The 16024-nt window shown below is 63.9% G+C and carries 13 protein-coding genes; 4 read left to right on the top strand and 9 right to left on the bottom strand.

Annotation, left to right across the window (positions count from 1 at the left end; translation table 11 throughout):
• Positions 1-59 precede the first annotated feature (59 nt).
• Positions 60-335, top strand: a complete 276-nt coding sequence (locus ABIE44_RS15155) for an STAS domain-containing protein (RefSeq protein ID WP_209715783.1) — start codon at positions 60-62, stop codon at positions 333-335.
• Between the two features lie 136 nt (positions 336-471).
• On the opposite strand, the gene ABIE44_RS15150 is transcribed toward ABIE44_RS15155, so the two are convergent.
• From ABIE44_RS15150 to ABIE44_RS15130, 5 genes are all read right to left on the bottom strand, one after another.
• Positions 472-672: a hypothetical protein gene (locus ABIE44_RS15150; RefSeq protein WP_209715786.1), complete on the bottom strand. Its 201-nt coding sequence runs from the start codon at positions 670-672 to the stop codon at positions 472-474.
• A gap of 352 nt (positions 673-1024) precedes the next feature.
• Complete coding sequence (locus ABIE44_RS15145) at positions 1025-1528, bottom strand: DinB family protein (protein WP_209715789.1); 504 nt, start codon at positions 1526-1528, stop codon at positions 1025-1027.
• Between the two features lie 677 nt (positions 1529-2205).
• Positions 2206-2904 (bottom strand): hypothetical protein, encoded by a 699-nt coding sequence (locus ABIE44_RS15140; RefSeq protein ID WP_209715792.1) that lies wholly within the window; start codon positions 2902-2904, stop codon positions 2206-2208.
• Positions 2905-3038: 134 nt separating this feature from the next.
• Positions 3039-3809, bottom strand: a complete 771-nt coding sequence (locus tag ABIE44_RS15135; RefSeq protein WP_209715795.1) for a hypothetical protein — start codon at positions 3807-3809, stop codon at positions 3039-3041.
• A 46-nt stretch (positions 3810-3855) separates the two neighbouring features.
• A complete protein-coding gene (locus tag ABIE44_RS15130) occupies positions 3856-5724 on the bottom strand; it encodes an N-6 DNA methylase family protein (RefSeq protein WP_209715804.1) in 1869 nt (622 codons plus the stop codon).
• Between the two features lie 208 nt (positions 5725-5932).
• On the opposite strand from ABIE44_RS15130, the gene ABIE44_RS15125 reads away from it, so the two are divergent.
• From ABIE44_RS15125 to ABIE44_RS15115, 3 genes are all read left to right on the top strand, one after another.
• The gene (locus ABIE44_RS15125; protein WP_209715807.1) at positions 5933-6796 is read left to right on the top strand and encodes a hypothetical protein; all 864 of its coding nucleotides are present in this window, start codon (positions 5933-5935) and stop codon (positions 6794-6796) included.
• Between the two features lie 133 nt (positions 6797-6929).
• Positions 6930-7946: a hypothetical protein gene (locus ABIE44_RS15120; protein ID WP_209715809.1), complete on the top strand. Its 1017-nt coding sequence runs from the start codon at positions 6930-6932 to the stop codon at positions 7944-7946.
• Complete coding sequence (locus ABIE44_RS15115; protein ID WP_209715812.1) at positions 7946-9883, top strand: hypothetical protein; 1938 nt, start codon at positions 7946-7948, stop codon at positions 9881-9883. Before ABIE44_RS15120 ends, ABIE44_RS15115 begins: the two co-directional genes overlap by 1 nt.
• A gap of 124 nt (positions 9884-10007) precedes the next feature.
• On the opposite strand, the gene ABIE44_RS15110 is transcribed toward ABIE44_RS15115, so the two are convergent.
• The 4 genes from ABIE44_RS15110 to ABIE44_RS15095 are packed head-to-tail and all read right to left on the bottom strand — an operon-like array spanning position 10008 to position 15875.
• Positions 10008-13064, bottom strand: coding sequence for a type I restriction endonuclease subunit R (locus ABIE44_RS15110; RefSeq protein WP_209715814.1), 3057 nt, complete (start codon positions 13062-13064; stop codon positions 10008-10010).
• Positions 13061-13645: a restriction endonuclease subunit S gene (locus ABIE44_RS15105; RefSeq protein WP_209715818.1), complete on the bottom strand. Its 585-nt coding sequence runs from the start codon at positions 13643-13645 to the stop codon at positions 13061-13063. The genes ABIE44_RS15110 and ABIE44_RS15105 overlap by 4 nt, the downstream gene beginning before the upstream one ends.
• Positions 13645-14304, bottom strand: coding sequence for a restriction endonuclease subunit S (locus ABIE44_RS15100; RefSeq protein WP_209715821.1), 660 nt, complete (start codon positions 14302-14304; stop codon positions 13645-13647). The genes ABIE44_RS15105 and ABIE44_RS15100 overlap by 1 nt, the downstream gene beginning before the upstream one ends.
• Entirely contained in the window at positions 14301-15875 is a 1575-nt protein-coding gene (locus ABIE44_RS15095) for a type I restriction-modification system subunit M (protein WP_209715824.1), read from the bottom strand. The genes ABIE44_RS15100 and ABIE44_RS15095 overlap by 4 nt, the downstream gene beginning before the upstream one ends.
• Positions 15876-16024: the final 149 nt, after the last annotated feature.

Below are 16024 nucleotides of genomic sequence, written 5' to 3'. Positions count from 1 at the left end.
CAGCTGCCCTCCCGTCGGCCCTCGCCAGCAGGCGTTGCGGCAGCCCCGAGGAATGACTCATGAACGACCACACCTACTTCTTGCGGTCGCCCCACGACGACATCGCAGTCGTTCGGCCCGTCGGGTACCTGGACCTCAGCACCGCCGACGACCTGCGGCTCGCGCTTTACGACGCAACCTTCGAGCCGACCAGCCGCGTGATCCTGGAGCTCTCAGAGACGAGCTTTCTCGACTCCGTCAGCATCGGCGTGGTCGTCGGTGCCCGAAATCACCTCGTCGAGGACGGCGGGTGGCTCAGAATCGCCGGCGCCGATCCGCGTCCTAACGCATCCTAATGCGCGATCGATGGCTCATCGATCCGCAACCAGGTGCACCCCTGTCGCGCTAAGCACCCGGCCGCAAGTTACGACAGGCACCTAACGCAAGGCATCGCAGATTCGTCCTGCGCTCGCCACGACGTTCGGGAACGCCTTAGGGGTCGACCACGAACAAGTACGCGCATTCCTCATACGACAAACCCGTCAGCTCGGCCGCCCCCGCCGGGTCCTCCGAACCACGCGTCGAGATCATCGCCGCCTTCAACTCCACCAGCGCGGCGTTCCTCTCATCGGTGGCGGCGCGGAAACGCAACCCCGCGAACTGCAACCACTCCTGCTGACGCTCGTCGAACACGATGCTCTCCCTCCTGCTCGAGGCCCTCCGCCGGTCGAGACGGGTGACCGACCGCTAGCGGGCAGCGCGTCGCACTCGCATACCGTGAGGTACCCGACGCGCACGACGGCAACCGCTCCGCCGCCCGATATCTCACGCCTTCGCTCGCACATGCCCGCGACCTGCGGACCGGCCATCACGCCCGGGGGCCACACCACCCGATCGTCCTCAGATTCACGGCGACCAGAATCCGGTCGCTCTCTCGATCACGCGCCGGCGGGCAGGAGGCCCGCGCCGCCGCACTGGAAATGAAGCGAGACGAACCGTCGCCCGGACCTGCGGCTGACTTGGAGGCCAAGCCAGCATCTATCCATCAACCGGCGCGAAGGTCGGCAAGCTGCTCCCTGAGGATCTCCGCGTGGCCGGCGTGCTGGGCCAGTTCACGCAGCATGTGCAGCATCACCCACCGCAAGGTCACCTCCTTGATCCTGGGATGCCCGGTGAGAACGGTGTCCAGACTCACGTCGGCGACGGCGATCTCGGCTGCGCGGCACACACGTTCGTGCTGCTCGCGGATCGTGGCGATGGTGTCGGCCGGGTCGAGGTCGTAGGAGTCGTCGACCGTCGCGGGAAGACCGAGCTCAGCGCGCGGAGTGCCGGTGACCGTTTCCCCGAACCAAATCTGCTCCACGTACGTGACGTGCTTGACCAAACCGAGCAGCGTCGTCTTTGACGGAACCAGACGCCGGCGCGCCTCTTCCTCAGTCACGTCCGCAAGCGCATCGTTCAGTGCATCGCGGTAGGTGCGCAGAAAGGCGTCGAACTGGGTCCGCTCGTCCGCGAGGTGGACCTCGTAGGTCTCGGCGAGGATGTCCATAGCTGCATTGTTGCGCGCCAACAGACCTCCGCCGCAGAGCGGGAGTCATCGCGATCGCTTCGCGTTCGGTCATGCCTTCAGGCCCCGACGAGCGACCCCCACGTCACCGCTGTTTGGGTGGACCGCCGGCGTAGCCGCGCCCCGCGCCGGCACCGGCACTTTTCGGCGAGCAGCTCGTGCATTTGCCCAGTTAGGTCATCCGATCGCGCGCGAGCATCCGGATCCGCCGCAATCGGTGCGCCTGCCGATGCGAGTGAGGCCTCGCCCTGCGAGGACGAACCGTCCCGCCGGTCCTGTGACCGGCGGGACGTAACCACCTTTGGTGGTTTGGGGCAGGTCGACCGCGAGCGTGACCGCCTGCCGTTGATGATCGTCGCGGAGGACGATACGGGGTAGGTCGTGGTGTGCGCCTACCATGTTGACCACCTCGCGGTGGTCCGGGACAGGTCGGCCACTTGCGCGTCGCCTGCCGTGGCTTACACAGTGACGGCCCTGCCGGAGACGGCAATGAGGTTGCGCGGGTCTTTTCTCGGTTTCCCAGGCCCGTCTCCATGCCTGGGTGCGGCGCCCGTTCCGGAGACGACGGGCCTCCGTCAGATCCGTCGCGCGTGCCGCGGGCGGTGACGACTGTCCCCGCACGTTGTGCCGAGTGTTCAGCCTCCGGTCGTGTAGTGCGATTACGGGCTGGTGCTCAAGATGTCCGCAGCTGCAGCTAGAAGGTCAGGCGCACCAGCTTTCCAGGACCCGAGGACGGCGCAGGCTACTTCATTGAGGTCTTGCCCCGGGGTCGTGAATAGCTGTACGGCGACCCGGCATGCGAAGTGGTTGAACTCGTTGATGTCGCCCTCGGACGCGCCGCGTCGGTCGGCCGGCAGCGTGGCTGGGTTCAGCCAGATGCCCGCCATCTGAAGGTGGCGGGCCATTTCCGCTGCGTCTTGGATCAGGGCGTCCAGGGTGGTGCCAAGTGTCTCGATGTAGAGTTTGGTGAGGATTGGCTCGGCGTCGGTGTACGGCATTTCTGGGTCGCTGCGGTGCGGGAGCAGGTGCCCATCGAGCGCCCGCAGACGCAGTTGTCGAAGTTCATAGATCCGGGGCCCGTCGGCTGACGTCAACGTGAGTTGCCCTGCGACTAGGTCAGCGTGTGAATCGAGTTCGATCCACACTGTGTCTGCCCCGCGACTGGTTTCGAGACGCCGACCGGCTTGAGCTGCCAGAGCATCAAGGGCCTCAGTGGTGACCACGCGCCGGAACCATGATGCGCGCTCGAAGGCGTCTTCATGATCCCTTGGGGGGCACAAGTCGGCGACGGTCAGGTCGTGAAACCAGGCTCGCGAGAAGTCGGGATTAGCAATGAGCGGCGTCGATGCGATCGGCATGCGGACACCTTTCTACGTGGGTACGACATTTCGATCGTCTCCGACCACCTGGGACCAGGGACAGGCTTTGGGCATCGCCCGCACGGGCTTGTATCCGGTCCGGACTGGATTGGCGGCGGCTCAGATCCTGGGGGCTAGAGGCGGTTCGCTCCGGTGTGCCGGGATCGGTGCTCGCCGATGAGGTCGGCGGCGAAGGTGTCGATGTCGAGTCCGGTGAGGGTCAATCCGCTGTCGGCGTGAAGGAACCCGTCACGCTCGAGGTCGGCGACAGTTTTGTAGTGGGTGACCGGCGTGGTGGAAAAGTCCGCCAGAATAAGAGCGAGGCGTTCGGCGTCACCGATGCTCTCCCCGGTCTTGCGTCCAGAAACTCTGCCATAGCGTTGAATCATCTCGGCGAGGGTGTTTGGTGAAAGCCGTTTGTACGCGATCTCGCGTCCTTGGGCGGCGGCGGTGTCCCACTCTTTGACGGCGATGATGAGAACGTGACCGCACACGATGTTCGGGAAGGTCTCATGGAGGTTGAACATCTCTGCGCGGATTCCGGAGAAGTGGTTGTCCTTGTTCTTCTGGATGCCCCGCATGGCGCTTTTCACCCCGATGCTTAGTGTCGTCTCCCCGGTTGGTTTGGTCCGGCCCCGCGGAATGACCACGACGTCCTGGCGCTTGTCGCCGAACCGGGTTGCGATGGACTGTTCGAGGCCGACCCATGACTGAGGGATTCGCTCGGCGACGACGAGGTCGCCGACGTGCTGGTGCATGCGCTTGACGGGCTTGGCGCTGCGGGTCATGGAGGTGAGGCCGGCTGCGCCGGCGGTCAGGACGGCGCCGTCGAAGTCGGCCTTGATGCGGTTGAGGATGTTGACCAGTGCTGCTGGTCCGCCTGTGGTCGGTGTGAAAGTCGACATGCCGGTGGACGGTCCGTGCCTCAAACCGTCTAGCAACCAGCCTGGGTCACCGCCGGTACTGGGTGGGGATCTTGACCTTGTAGAGGTCTTCGAGGATGCGGTCCTGCTCCGCCGGGGTGGCCGCGATCAGGGTCGGGGCTGCGGCGATGACGGCGTCGGGGATGGTGAACTTGGCGATGGCGGCCTTCTGGTAGGAGTAGTAAGCACCTGAGAGCGGTGAGCTGGTCTGCTCGATGTAGTAGTGGAGCAGGCCGGAGTTCAGGACGGCGCTGAGCAAGTCAGTGGTGACCCGTTCATCGGTGGACACGATCGAGCAGCCGTTGAGGAAGAGCCGCTCGGGGTCGGCGTCGAGCAGGAATCGCGGCCGGGCACCGTAGAGCGGGGTGAGCAACTTCGGACCGGTCGGTGCCAGGCCCTGGGTTCGGCCGTAGGCATACCACTGTGGGTAGGTCTTGTTGCCTTTGTCGCGTCGGGCGAGCTCGTCCTTGATGGCGGCCAGGTAGCGGGCGCACTTGGGAAACTCGGCGAGGCGTTCGGTCGACCAGATCACGGCGCGGCCGTCGATGATGTCGTAGGGGTAGATGATCCGGCCGGCGTAGCGGTTCATGTCGGCCTGGTTGGTCACCGAGGATACTCGGACTGCGCGGCGGGTGGCGACTTCCTCGACGGTGTAACGCTTGCCTTCGTGTTCGCGGAGCCACTCCCCTCCCAGGTCGTCGGCGGGGTTGAGGAGGAACAGGTTGTCGCGCAGGGTCGCCGCCCCGAACCGGACACTGGCGAGAGTCTCGAGGGCGGGCCCGGACGTTTCGAGTCTGCGGATGTTGCGCTGGTGTCGATGACTGACCAGCGGCCACGGGTTCGATCCGTAAGTGCGTACGTCGTACAGCGCTGCCGCCTTCGGAAGGCGACGCAGACCTGCTGCTCCAGCCGGGCATTCCTGGTAGGCAGTCTGACCGGCAGGTTCAGCAAGGTCCCCGATGGTGATTGCGGTGTAGGTCGCTGCCGTCGGGAACACCGCCGCGTGGCCGAAGTCGACGATCTTGGTTGCCATCTGGTTGAGAGACATGGCCATCCGCAGCGGTGCGGCGGAAGACGCCCGGAGATAGTTGCTGGGCGTGATGTAGGCGATCGCCCCGCCGGGGGCGCGAAGCTGTGCTGCGAGCTCGAAGAACGCGAAGTACAGGTTGAAGTTGCCCTTGGACGCAGTGACGTAGCTGCGAGCGATGCTCGTGCGTTCGTAATCGCCCAGCTTCTGGAAGCGGACGTACGGCGGGTTGCCGATGACGACGTCGAACGTCCTGGCGGCCGGGAAGAACGTCTCGAAGTCGTCGAGGATGCTGTCGCGACAGACCAGGTTGAAGGAAATGACCTTCGTGTCGTCACCGAGTTCGAGAGCGACGAGTGAGAGCAGGACCTTGACGCGCTCGATGCTGCCGGCGTCGATGTCCGAGCCGTACAACTGTTCGGCGATGATGCGAGAGGCACGGCGGCCGGTGAGCGCGTGCAGGCGCCGCAGTGCAGCGACGAGAAGTGCGCCGCAGCCGCACGACGGGTCCACAACGGTGGCGCGCCCTCGTGCGGGGGTGATGGCCTCGGCCGCCATGAAGTCTGCGACGGACTGGGGCGTGAACACGCTGCCGGTCTCCTTGACGTCGCCGGACGCGAGCTTCTCGAAGGCGAGGACCAGGGTGTCGATGGTGCGCAGCTGAATCTTGGAGACAGCTGCGTCGGCCTCAGGGGTCGACCCAGCGATCTTGGCGAGGATCAGCTTGTTGTTGCGGGGCAGGCAGGCGTTGAGGGTGCAGAACCGTCGGATGAGTGCTCCTTCGACTGCTGCAACGCCACCTAGCTGGTCGCTCTTGGCGACGAGGGTGTCGAGTGCGCTGGCAAGGGCTCGGGCGGCGTGGAGTGTCATGCCGCGGACCGTGTGAGCGGACCGGTCTGCAGCAATAGGGTCAGCTACAGCCGGACGGTCATTTCTGGTCGGTCCTACGGCGGGCCCGGCTAGTCACTTCGGCTCAAGAGCCCTGGCATCTCTGCCGTACTGCCAGTTCCGCGGACCGTCCTGCTACCCGGGCCGAGGCCTAGTTGACGTGACGGAGCGCTTCCGGACGGTGACGGCCATGAATGCCTCTACGCACGCCGGCGACCTCGACGACCCCGCGGAGCTCCAGCGGTTCCTGACCTCCTACCGTCCTTCCGCAGCTTCGGAGTCGACGTGGGTACTGATCGCGCCCGCGGTGGTTGACCTGGTCACCCGCGCCGGCCCGCTGACTCGCCTTCGGGTCGAAAAGGACATCCAGTGCGTGGGTCACGTCGTTGCTCACCTGATCAGCACCGGGCGGCCGGTGACCCTCGAAGAGGTCTTGGACGACCGCACGCTGCTCTCCTACGACCTCGTACTGCAGCGCCGCTCGCCCGGCGGGCGAACCCGGGAGAATCAGCGCGGGATCCTGCGCCGCCTGCAGGCAGTCCACCGCGACCTGCCGTGGCGACAGCCCCGACGGGCCGACGGCGCCCGCGTCGCAGCCATGATCCAGCCCGCGACCCTGGATGCCCTTCGGCACACCGAGGCCAGCGCCCTGCGGCACGCGTCCGACCCGACCTCGACGTTGCACCAGGAGGCTGCAGCCTTCTTGACCGTGCTGGCCCAGGCCCGCACGGAACAAGACATCACGGCGGCGACCACGGCCGCGGGCGGAGACACGACGACGCAGGCGAACGCCCGCTGGCGGGCAGCCCGCAGCTTCGCCGCGTCGCGCTCGATGAACCTGACCAAGCCCGTCCTGGCCGCCGCAATCACCTACGAGGTCCTCGAACAGGACGAGCCGGTCGCCGTACTCATCTCGAACCACGGCCTGACCAGGCGCGACCTCGACCTTGCTCTGACCCGGGCCCAGGGTCTCCCCCTCCACCCCGAGCCCGAGAACTGTCGAATCCTGCGCGGAACTCTGCCCGCCGAAGCACGGGATTCCCGAAGCTCCTAGACCGCCGCCGCAACCAGCTGAAAAAAGTTCCGCGGAATGCCCGCCACCTGATTGCGCCGCAGCCCTCACCCGTCACGTTCCAGTCCGGATCGGCACGCACCCAGCGCGCCGACCGACCACCGAAAGCCAGACAATGCCCACCAAGAAGTCCAAGCGCCCCAACCGGGCCGCGTTCGCGCGCGCCATGGCCGAGGTGCAGGCCCAGCCCCAGGGCCGCGACCTCCCCGACGAGCTCGCCGCGGTGATCGACTCGCACAACCCGGTCGACAAGACCGGCCGGCCGATGGAACTCATCCGCCCGTTCCTGACCGACGTCATCACCGCTTCGACCCTCGTCGGGAAGGACAGCGTCCGCAAGCACTGCACCCACCTGACTGAGCTCGCCCGCTTCGCTCTTTCCCGGGGCTTGGAGCTCACCGTCGAGAACGTCATGACCACCCACGTCATAGACGAGTTCACCCGCATCGACCAGGCCGACAAGGACGAGCACCACCGCGCCGAGCGGCGCCGCCGCCTCCTCGCTCTCGCCGCGAGCACCAACCCCGGCCCCCAGACTCCCGCGAAGCTCACCCCGATCGCGCACGCAGCCATCAAGGCCTGCTACACCCCGGCGGAGAAGGCCGCCATCATTCAGGCCAGCCGCATCCAGCCCACCGAAGCGCGCCGCCGCGACCTGTCCACCGTCGTGGCATGCGGCCTCGGCGCAGGCATGGACAGCATCGACCTGCGACACGCCCACGTCAGCGACATCGAGGACCACGGCCCCGACGGGCTCCTGATCCACATCCACGGCCCCCGTCCCCGCATCGTCCCGGTCCGCGCCGACCTCGAGACCCTCCTGCGGGAGGCCGCCGCCGGTCGCAAGCCTTCCGAGCAGCTGCTCGTCGGGAAGATCGACCGCCGCAACACGGCCGCACGCGCCACCGAACGCGCCGCACTCGTGGGCGTCCCCCACATTGAACCCGCCCGGTTGCGCGCCACCTGGCTCGCCGACCTTATGACCGACACCGTTCCCCTCGCCCTCATCCTTCAGGCCGCGGGCCTGAAGTCGGCACGCACCATCTCCGAGCTCCAACCGCACATCGGCCCCTGGCTCGAGCACAAGGGCCTCAACACCCTCGCCTCGACCGGACTGCGCGGTGAGTCCTGATGGCTGACGTCCAGATCACCCGTTCGATGTTCGAGCGGTCGGTGCACATCATCGAGGCCAGCGGAATCCTCGACCTCATCTGCCCCGAACCTCCGCCGTCTCAGAAGGGCCGTCGCGGCAGCCTGCGGCAGAACACCCACATCTGGCTGGTCGGGGTCATCCTCTGCACCCGCATCGGTCAGGAGACCACCACCGCGAAGATCCACCAGACCCTCACCCAGAACCTGCCTCGCGAGTTCCAGCTCGAGCTCGGAGTGATCCGGCCGCTGACCACCACCGCCCCGCGGCTGCCCGCGGACTACGACCCCGAGAAGCCGCGCCTGACCAGGAACGGCAAGCAGCGCAAGGAGATCTGGGTCGAGGACGGCTACGAGCGAGTCGGATACGACGACCTGGCCAAGGTCGTCACCGCGTTCCGCAAGAAGCTCGACTACGGCCACGGCACGGCACCCGACCTCACCGACCAGGAACGCGAGCAGCGCCGCACGAAGGTCGAGAGCATCGTCGACGCCCTCATCGGTACCACCGTCCTCACCCGTTCCGGGTCGACCGTCGCCATCGACGGGACCGGTATCTGGGCCTGGAACCGCGGCCCCAGCAAGGACCGCGCCGCCGTGGTGAAGAAGCTCAAGGACGGCACCGCCAGGCACGCCAGCGAAGACGGCGAATCCGACGACTCTGGCGTCGCCGACCCCGACCTCCAGGTCGCCGGGATCGGCATCGACGAGGACGGCAACACCGCCCCCGTCGAGGTCCCGGTCGCGCTGCGCGCGGCCGCCGGACGCGCGGACGACGCCGAGTGGGGCTACAAGACCGGCAAGGACGGCAAGTCCGAGGCCGGGTACGGGTTCCACCAGCACACCATCGTCCGCACCGCCGACCCCAACCAGCCCAAGGACTCCGAGCCGCTGCAGGTCGAGGGCCTGATCTGCGTGCCCGCCAACGAGGACGTCGTCACCGCCTCCCTGCGCATGATCGACCGCGCCTCCGAGCGCTCGAAGATCACCCGCGTCATCGGCGACCTCCTGTACACGAACCTCAAGGCCGACCGCTGGGCCGCTCCTCTGGCCGAGCGCGGCATCGAGCAGGTACTCGCCATGCGCTCGGACTCCGCCGGCCTGGTCCTCGTGCACGGCGCGATCATGCAGTTCGGCTGGATGCACTGCCCCTCGGCACCGATGGACCAGCGGCCCCTGCCGGCCACGTTCGCCCGCGACGAGACCGAGGACCACTACGAGGCCGTCGAAGCCTTCCAGGACCACTGGGCTTTCGACCGCAAGGAGACCGGACTGCTCAAGAACCTCGCCTCCAAGTGGATGTGCCCGGCCATGGTCGGCAAGGCCGTCTGCTTCGCCCGCGACCCCGAGCAGTTCGAGGCCAACAAGCTCATGGAGAACCCGCTGCCCTCCATCGTCCCTCCCGACGACTGGAAGACCCGCAAGTGCTGCACCAACAAGACCATCGACTTCACCCCCGACCCCGGCAACTCCCACCACCAGCGCAAGCTCATGCAGCGCTGGTACTACGGAAGCCGCGCCTGGCGCCGCGCCTTCAACCTCCGCAGCTACGTCGAGGGCGCCTTCGGGATCCTGAAGAACCCCAGCCGGCTTCGCATCCGCCGCGGCCACAACCGCATCCCCGGCCTCGCGACCATCAACATCCTCAACAGCCTCAAGGTCGCGCTGTTCAACGAGGAGCAGGCCCGCGCCTGGTACGAGCGGCAGCTCATCAACCCCAAGGGCGTCGACGTCACCCACCTGACCGACCACCCGCTCCTGCAGGCCGACCCCTACGACTGGGGCGTCACCACCCTCAGCAAGGACGAGGCCAAGGCCATGGACCGCAACTACCTGTTCGGCACCCAGGACACCGGCCACGTCCTGCCGAACCAGCCCACCAACCCGGACGCGGGCCAGGAGGGCAACCTCGCTGCCTGACCAGCCGGAAACGGCATCAGGCAGCACTCGCCACTTGAAAACTCAACAGAGAAACGCTGACCCGGATGGTTCACGGTGATCGATGTGCGACGTCGCACATCGACCGCCGGGGGCCGACAGCGGGCTACTGCAGCGCGTGGAATCGCTCGAAGAATGCGACCAGTTTGGTCAGCACGGTCTGCTTCTTCGCGGCGTGGTTGTTGCCGGCTGCGAAGCGTGAGACCGGCGGCAGGATGCCTGTGATTGCTGTTCCGGCCGTCGGGATGGCGCCGTCGCGGAACGCGTTCTCGACGAATGCTCTCGTCTCGTCGGGTTTGAGCCCTTCGGCAGTGATGAGTTCTTCGAGTTCCTGGGCCCGCTTTGTCTCGACGAAGAGACGCCAGTCGGCGCCAGTGTCTGAGCTGACGTTGACCGAGTCGACGAACGCCAGGATCAGGTCGCGCTTGTTGCGCAGAGTGATGCTCGAGTCGATGGCGCGCTGGATGTTCATGAGCGCTTCCATCTCGACATCCGACCCGTTGCCACGCGCTTCGCGCCACTGTTCGACGAGCAGCAAGATGTAGTCGACGTTGACTTCGACCTGCTTGATGAGCTCGATCTCGAAGACGACGTCGTCGTTGATGGATTCCTTCTCAGCAGCGTCGGATGCTCGGAAGTCTGCGTACAGGTTGAGGTAGATGCTGCGGTAGTCCTGGAGGTCTCGCTCGCTGAGAATCTCGTGGCCTGCGAAGTCGTCGAAGGAGACGAGGATGTTTCTCAGCCGCAGTATGGCGCCGAAGAGTGCGATGAAGTCCTTCTGGTTCTGTTCCCCGACGATGACTTCGGTGAGTGGGAACCGAGCGAGCAGGTCGGCGACGAGTTTGGAGTACTCCGTGTAGTAGTCGCCGTACGGCTTGAGGAGCACGATGCCCTTGGCGTCCTTGTTGCCGAACAGCGAGAGCGCGTCGTTGGTTGCCTTCTCTAGGTTTCGGAAGCTGACGATGTTGCCGTAGGTCTTGACCGAGTTGAGGATGCGGTTGGTGCGGGAGTAGGCCTGGATGAGTCCGTGCTGGCGGAGGTTCTTATCGACCCAGAGGGTGTTGAGCGTGGTGGCGTCGAAGCCGGTGAGGAACATGTTCACCACGATGACTAGGTCGAGCTCGCGGTTCTTCAGGCGCTGCGACAGGTCCTTGTAGTAGTTCTGGAACCGCTCGGCGGAGGTGTCGAAGCTGGTGTTGAAGAGCTTGTTGTAGTCCTGGATGGCGGCTTCGAGGAAGTCGCGTGAGCTCTGATCGAGGTCGCTGGTTTCAAACTCTTCCTCGCCGAGGATCCCTCCTTCGAGGTCCTCGTTGGCTGCGTAGCTGAAGATGATGCCGACCTTGAGCCGTTGATAGCTCGGATTGGATTCTGCCAGGGCCTGCTGCTGGGAGTTGAACTCCGCGTAGTACCGCTTGGCTGCGTCGATGGACGCCGTCGCGAACATCGAGTTGAACCCAGCGACGCGCTTCTCGCCTAGCCGGTAGGTGGAGTTTCGTCGGGTCTTCTGATCGAAGTGTTCGAGGATGTACGAGGTCACGGCGCCGACGCGCTCTGTACTAAGAAGTGCTGCCTCCGTGTTGATGGCTGCCACCTGCTTGTCGGTCAGGTGTTCCGGGGTCTTGATGGTGTTGACGTAGTCGATACGGAACGGAAGGACGTTCTTGTCGTTGATGGCGTCGACGATGGTGTAGGTGTGCAGCTTGTCTCCGAACGCCTGCTCGGTCGTTCGGAGCTGGGGGTTGCCGCTGAAACCGGCGTTCTCCGCGAAGATTGGCGTGCCGGTAAACCCGAAGAGGTTGTAGCGCTTGAAGACGTTGGTGATGGCCAGGTGCATGTCGCCGAACTGGCTGCGGTGGCACTCGTCGAAAATGACTACGACGTGCGCGTTGAAAACGTTGTGGCCTCGCTCGTAGCTGACGAAGCGAGCCAACTTCTGGATCGTCGTCACGATGATTCGTGATGAGGGCTCTTCGAGACGCCTCTTCAAGTGAGCGGTGTTGTTGGTGCCGTCGACGGCGCCCTTCTCGAACCGGTCGTACTCTCGTTGGGTTTGGTAGTCGAGGTCCTTGCGGTCCACGACGAAGAGCACCTTGTCGACTGACGGCATCTTGCTTGCCAGCTGTGCGGCTTTGAAGCTTGTGAGGGTCTTTCCAGAACCGGTGGTGTGCCAGACGTAGCCGCCGGCGCCGACCGTTCCGAGCTTCCTGGAGTTCGTGGATGTCTCGATGCGCTGCAGGATTCGTTCGGCGGCGACTATTTGATAGGGACGCATGACTAGCAGGTTGCGGTCGACGTCGAAGACGCAGTACTTCGTCAGAATGTTGAGAAGTGTGTGCTTGGCGAAGAAGGTCTTGGTGAAGCCTGTGAGGTCGGCGATGGGACGGTTGTTGCCGTCTGCCCACCAGCTGGTGAACTCGAAGGTGTTCGACGACTGCTTCTTCCCACGGCGGCCACCTGTCGTCTCGCTGACGTGTCGGTCACGGGTGGTGTTGGAGTAGTACTTCGTCAGGGTGCCGTTGCTGATGACGAAGAGCTGGACGTACTCGAAGAGTCCGGAATCAGCCCAGAAGCTCTCGCGTTGGTACCGGTTGATCTGGTTGAACGCCTCACGGATGTCGACTCCGCGGCGTTTGAGTTCGATGTGAACCATCGGCAGGCCGTTGACGAGGACGGTCACGTCGTAGCGGTTCGACCTTGTCCCATCGGCCTCGTACTGGTTGATGACCTGGAGACGGTTGTTGTGGATGTTGGCCTTGTCGATGAGGTAGATGTTCTTGAAGGTGCCATCGTCGCGCGTCAGGACCTGGACGTGATCCTCCTGAATGCGAGCGGTCTTCTCCGTGATGCCGTCGGCGTTGCCACAAATCGCAGACGAGAAGAAGCGCTGCCACTCGTCATCGGTGAAGACGAACTTGTTCAGTTCGCCCAATCGAGTGCGCAGATTTCGCTCGAGGCCTGCACCTTCTGTGATCGGCAAGTACTCGAACGCCTGACTCTGCAGTAGCCGGACGAGTTCCTGCTCGAGTTCTAACTCGCTCTGGAATCCTGTGTCCTTGACGCTATCCGGCTCGTACGCGGCAACGACTGTGCTCTCTTCGCTAACCGAGATTGTCTCGAAGCGTTTCGCAGTCCCGGGAGCGCCGAGTTCATCGAAGTCCGTCACGCCGCCGGCACCTCGAAACTGAGTAGACGATCGAGGTAGTACTCGAACTGGATGCGGCGTGCCTCAATCTCCGCGGGGATGCCGTCCTGTCGGTCGCCGATGAGCGCGTCCATCCGGTCGAGAACAGCTACGACCTGCTCTTGCACATCAAGCGACGGAACTGGCACCTCTACCTTTGAGAGCCCAGGCATGGACAGGGTCATCACCTTGGTTCGCGCGACATGCTTCGCCTTGTCGGCGTGAAACCTTGCTGTCTGCAAGTAGTAAGCCAGGAACGCTGGGTTCAGAGAGTGTTTGTAGGCAAAGCAGTGGTCATGGATGGCGACGTCCTCGTTTCCGAGCCACGCAACTGCCTTGCCGACGTCGGCCACCGTCTCCCCGACGTCGACTATCACTAGGTCCCCAGGCTTCGCGTACCTAAGCGTGCCGGAAAAGTCTTGTCGAATCCGCGATCGCACGGATGTAGCCGTCGCTCCGTACACCGTGTAGATCTCACCGTAGTGAATGCACGGGGTTCCAACTTCGGCGTAATCCGCCTTCGTGAAACGTCGCCCCCGGGTGAATGTCCCTACGTCACCCATCATTTGCCACCTGACGCTCTCCGAGAGAGAGAGAGAGAGGAGTCGAAGGCAAACAGCGAATCCCTGTAGTGGACGAACTGCTCCCTCCGAGCGCGCAGTTCCGCTTCCAGTTCCGCTTGAAGGGCGCCGAACGCGTTGAGGATTCTGACGATCTCCACCTGCACCGCACGCGGTGGGGCTGGGACGACAATCCTCGCGAGATTCGCACCCGACACCCGAGCCAGCTTCGACTCGGACGCAAGGCGAACCTTCTGCTCCCTAAACGCGGGCGTTTGGAAAATGTAGGCAGCAAACGTGGGGTCCAAGGAGTGACGGAAGATGTAGCAATCGTCGTGCACAGCTACCTCGTCCTCCCCTAGCCATGCGACCGCCTTGCAAACATCCTCAACGTTCTCCCCGGTGGCCGCAATGATCAAATCTCCCTGCCTTGCGAGCCGTAGAGAACCCTTCAACTCAGGACTCACGAATCTATGAACAGACGATGCAGTCGTCCCATAGTCCGTGTAGATCTCGCCGTAATGGATGGTGCCGAGTCCCGCGTCGACATAGTCGCTCTTCGTAAACCTTCGTCCACGGATGAACTCGCCAAGCTCACCCAACGGCCGGTGTTCTACTCCGTCGGGACACATGGTTGCGATGAGGTCATGAACCTGACTCATGCTGCACCACCCTCGAGGCCCGCGATGATCGCATCCACTTCCGCCCTGAGGGCGCTCTGACGAGCGACGATGCCGGCGATCTCAGCGTTGACCGTCGCAATGTCCACGCTCTCGCGGGTGTGGTCAGCGTCAACGTACGAGGTCGCGGACAGGTTGTACGAGTTCTCAGCAATGACCTCGTGCTCAACGACTGCTGCGAAATGCAGCGAATGTTCTCGCCTCGAGATGGCGGCGAGAATCCGCTCCTGATGATCAGCGGTAAGTATGTTCTTGTTGCCGACCCTTGCGAACTCGCCCGAGGCGTCGATGAACAGAACTTTGCTGTCGGGCTTTGATTTCTTCAGCACAATGACGCATGTGGCGATTGTCGTGCCGAAGAACAGGTCCGACGGCAACTGAATCACGGCGTCGACATAGTTGTTGTCGACGAGGTACTTCCGGATTTTCTGCTCGGCACCTCCGCGGTAGAGAACACCTGGGAACTCGACGATCGCCGCCGTTCCGTTGACGGCCAACCAGCTGAGAATGTGCATCGTAAAGGCCAAGTCGGCCTTCGATTTCGGTGCGAGCACCCCAGCGGGAGCGAACCGCGGGTCGTTGATGAGCAAGGGATTCGCGTCGCCGTCCCACTTAGTCGAGTACGGCGGATTTGAAACGATTGCCTCGAATGGCTCGTCATCCCAGTGGGCGGGGTCGAGCAGGGTGTCCCCATGCGCGATCTCGAACTTCTCATATGGGATGTCATGCAAGAACATGTTTATTCGGCACAGGTTGAACGTCGTGAGGTTGACTTCTTGGCCGAAGTAGCCCTGCCGCACCTTCCCGTGGCCGAGGACCTTCTCGAACTTGAGCAGCATCGAACCCGACCCGCAGGCCGGGTCATAGACCTTGTTGACCTCACTCTTGCCGACCACCGTGATCCGAGCCAGTAGCTCAGCTACTTCTTGGGGCGTGTAGTACTCGCCTCCTGACTTGCCTGCAGCAGACGCATACATCTGCATCAGGAACTCGTACGCATCGCCGAACATGTCGTTTGAGTTGTCCTTGAAGGCTCCACCGAGGGGAAGGTCGCCGATAGCGTCAAGTAGCTTCACCAGCTTCTCGTTGCGCTTCGCGACCGTCGACCCCAACTTGCTGCTGTTTACGTCAAGGTCGTCGAACAAACCCTTGATGTCGTCCTCGGACACGGCTCCCGACGCCGACCGCTCTACGTTCCTGAACACGCGGCTGAGGGTCTCGTTTAGGTTCTGGTCACTTCGGGCCCTTGCGCGCACATTGAAAAACAGGTCTTCGGGAAGGACGTAGAAACCCTTCTCGCGAACGGTCTCTTGGCGAGCGCCCTCTGCCTCGTTGTTTGACAGCTTGCGATAGTCGAACCCGGTGTTTCCTGCCAACCGCTCCTGCTCGTTGAGGTACTCCGTCAGGTTCTCAGAGATGAAGCGATAGAACAGCGTGCCGAGAACGTAAGTCTTGAAGTCCCAGCCGTCGACGCTGCCGCGCAGATCGTTCGCAATCCGCCAGATGGTCTTGTGGAGTTCCGCCCGTTCCACGTCTTTGCTTGTCCCGCTCACAAAGGCAGTCTCCCAGCAGGGCCCGTCTGACACGGCAAGACACCCGCTCGTGCGAATCCGAGTGCGGATGGAGCAGAGCCTCCCTGACTTTGGTCAGGGAGGCTCTGGTTCAAGAGGGCTGGAGCCGACGTCCCCGCCGGCCCGGCTAT

This window comes from Marmoricola sp. OAE513 (genome assembly GCF_040546585.1).
Classification (GTDB): Bacteria; Actinomycetota; Actinomycetes; order Propionibacteriales; family Nocardioidaceae; genus Marmoricola.
Note: the sequence above shows the minus strand (reverse complement) of the source record. Positions and strands in the feature narration are given on the sequence as shown.

Bases quoted from the DNA above. Each gene is read 5' to 3' on its own strand.
- ABIE44_RS15155 (WP_209715783.1), top strand. From the start codon at position 60: ATGAACGACCACACCTACTTCTTGCGGTCGCCCCACGACGACATCGCA.
- ABIE44_RS15145 (WP_209715789.1), bottom strand. From the start codon at position 1,528: ATGGACATCCTCGCCGAGACCTACGAGGTCCACCTCGCGGACGAGCGG.
- ABIE44_RS15140 (WP_209715792.1), bottom strand. From the start codon at position 2,904: ATGCCGATCGCATCGACGCCGCTCATTGCTAATCCCGACTTCTCGCGA.
- ABIE44_RS15135 (WP_209715795.1), bottom strand. From the start codon at position 3,809: ATGTCGACTTTCACACCGACCACAGGCGGACCAGCAGCACTGGTCAAC.
- ABIE44_RS15130 (WP_209715804.1), bottom strand. From the start codon at position 5,724: ATGACACTCCACGCCGCCCGAGCCCTTGCCAGCGCACTCGACACCCTC.
- ABIE44_RS15125 (WP_209715807.1), top strand. From the start codon at position 5,933: ATGAATGCCTCTACGCACGCCGGCGACCTCGACGACCCCGCGGAGCTC.
- ABIE44_RS15120 (WP_209715809.1), top strand. From the start codon at position 6,930: ATGCCCACCAAGAAGTCCAAGCGCCCCAACCGGGCCGCGTTCGCGCGC.
- ABIE44_RS15115 (WP_209715812.1), top strand. From the start codon at position 7,946: ATGGCTGACGTCCAGATCACCCGTTCGATGTTCGAGCGGTCGGTGCAC.
- ABIE44_RS15105 (WP_209715818.1), bottom strand. From the start codon at position 13,645: ATGGGTGACGTAGGGACATTCACCCGGGGGCGACGTTTCACGAAGGCG.
- ABIE44_RS15100 (WP_209715821.1), bottom strand. From the start codon at position 14,304: ATGAGTCAGGTTCATGACCTCATCGCAACCATGTGTCCCGACGGAGTA.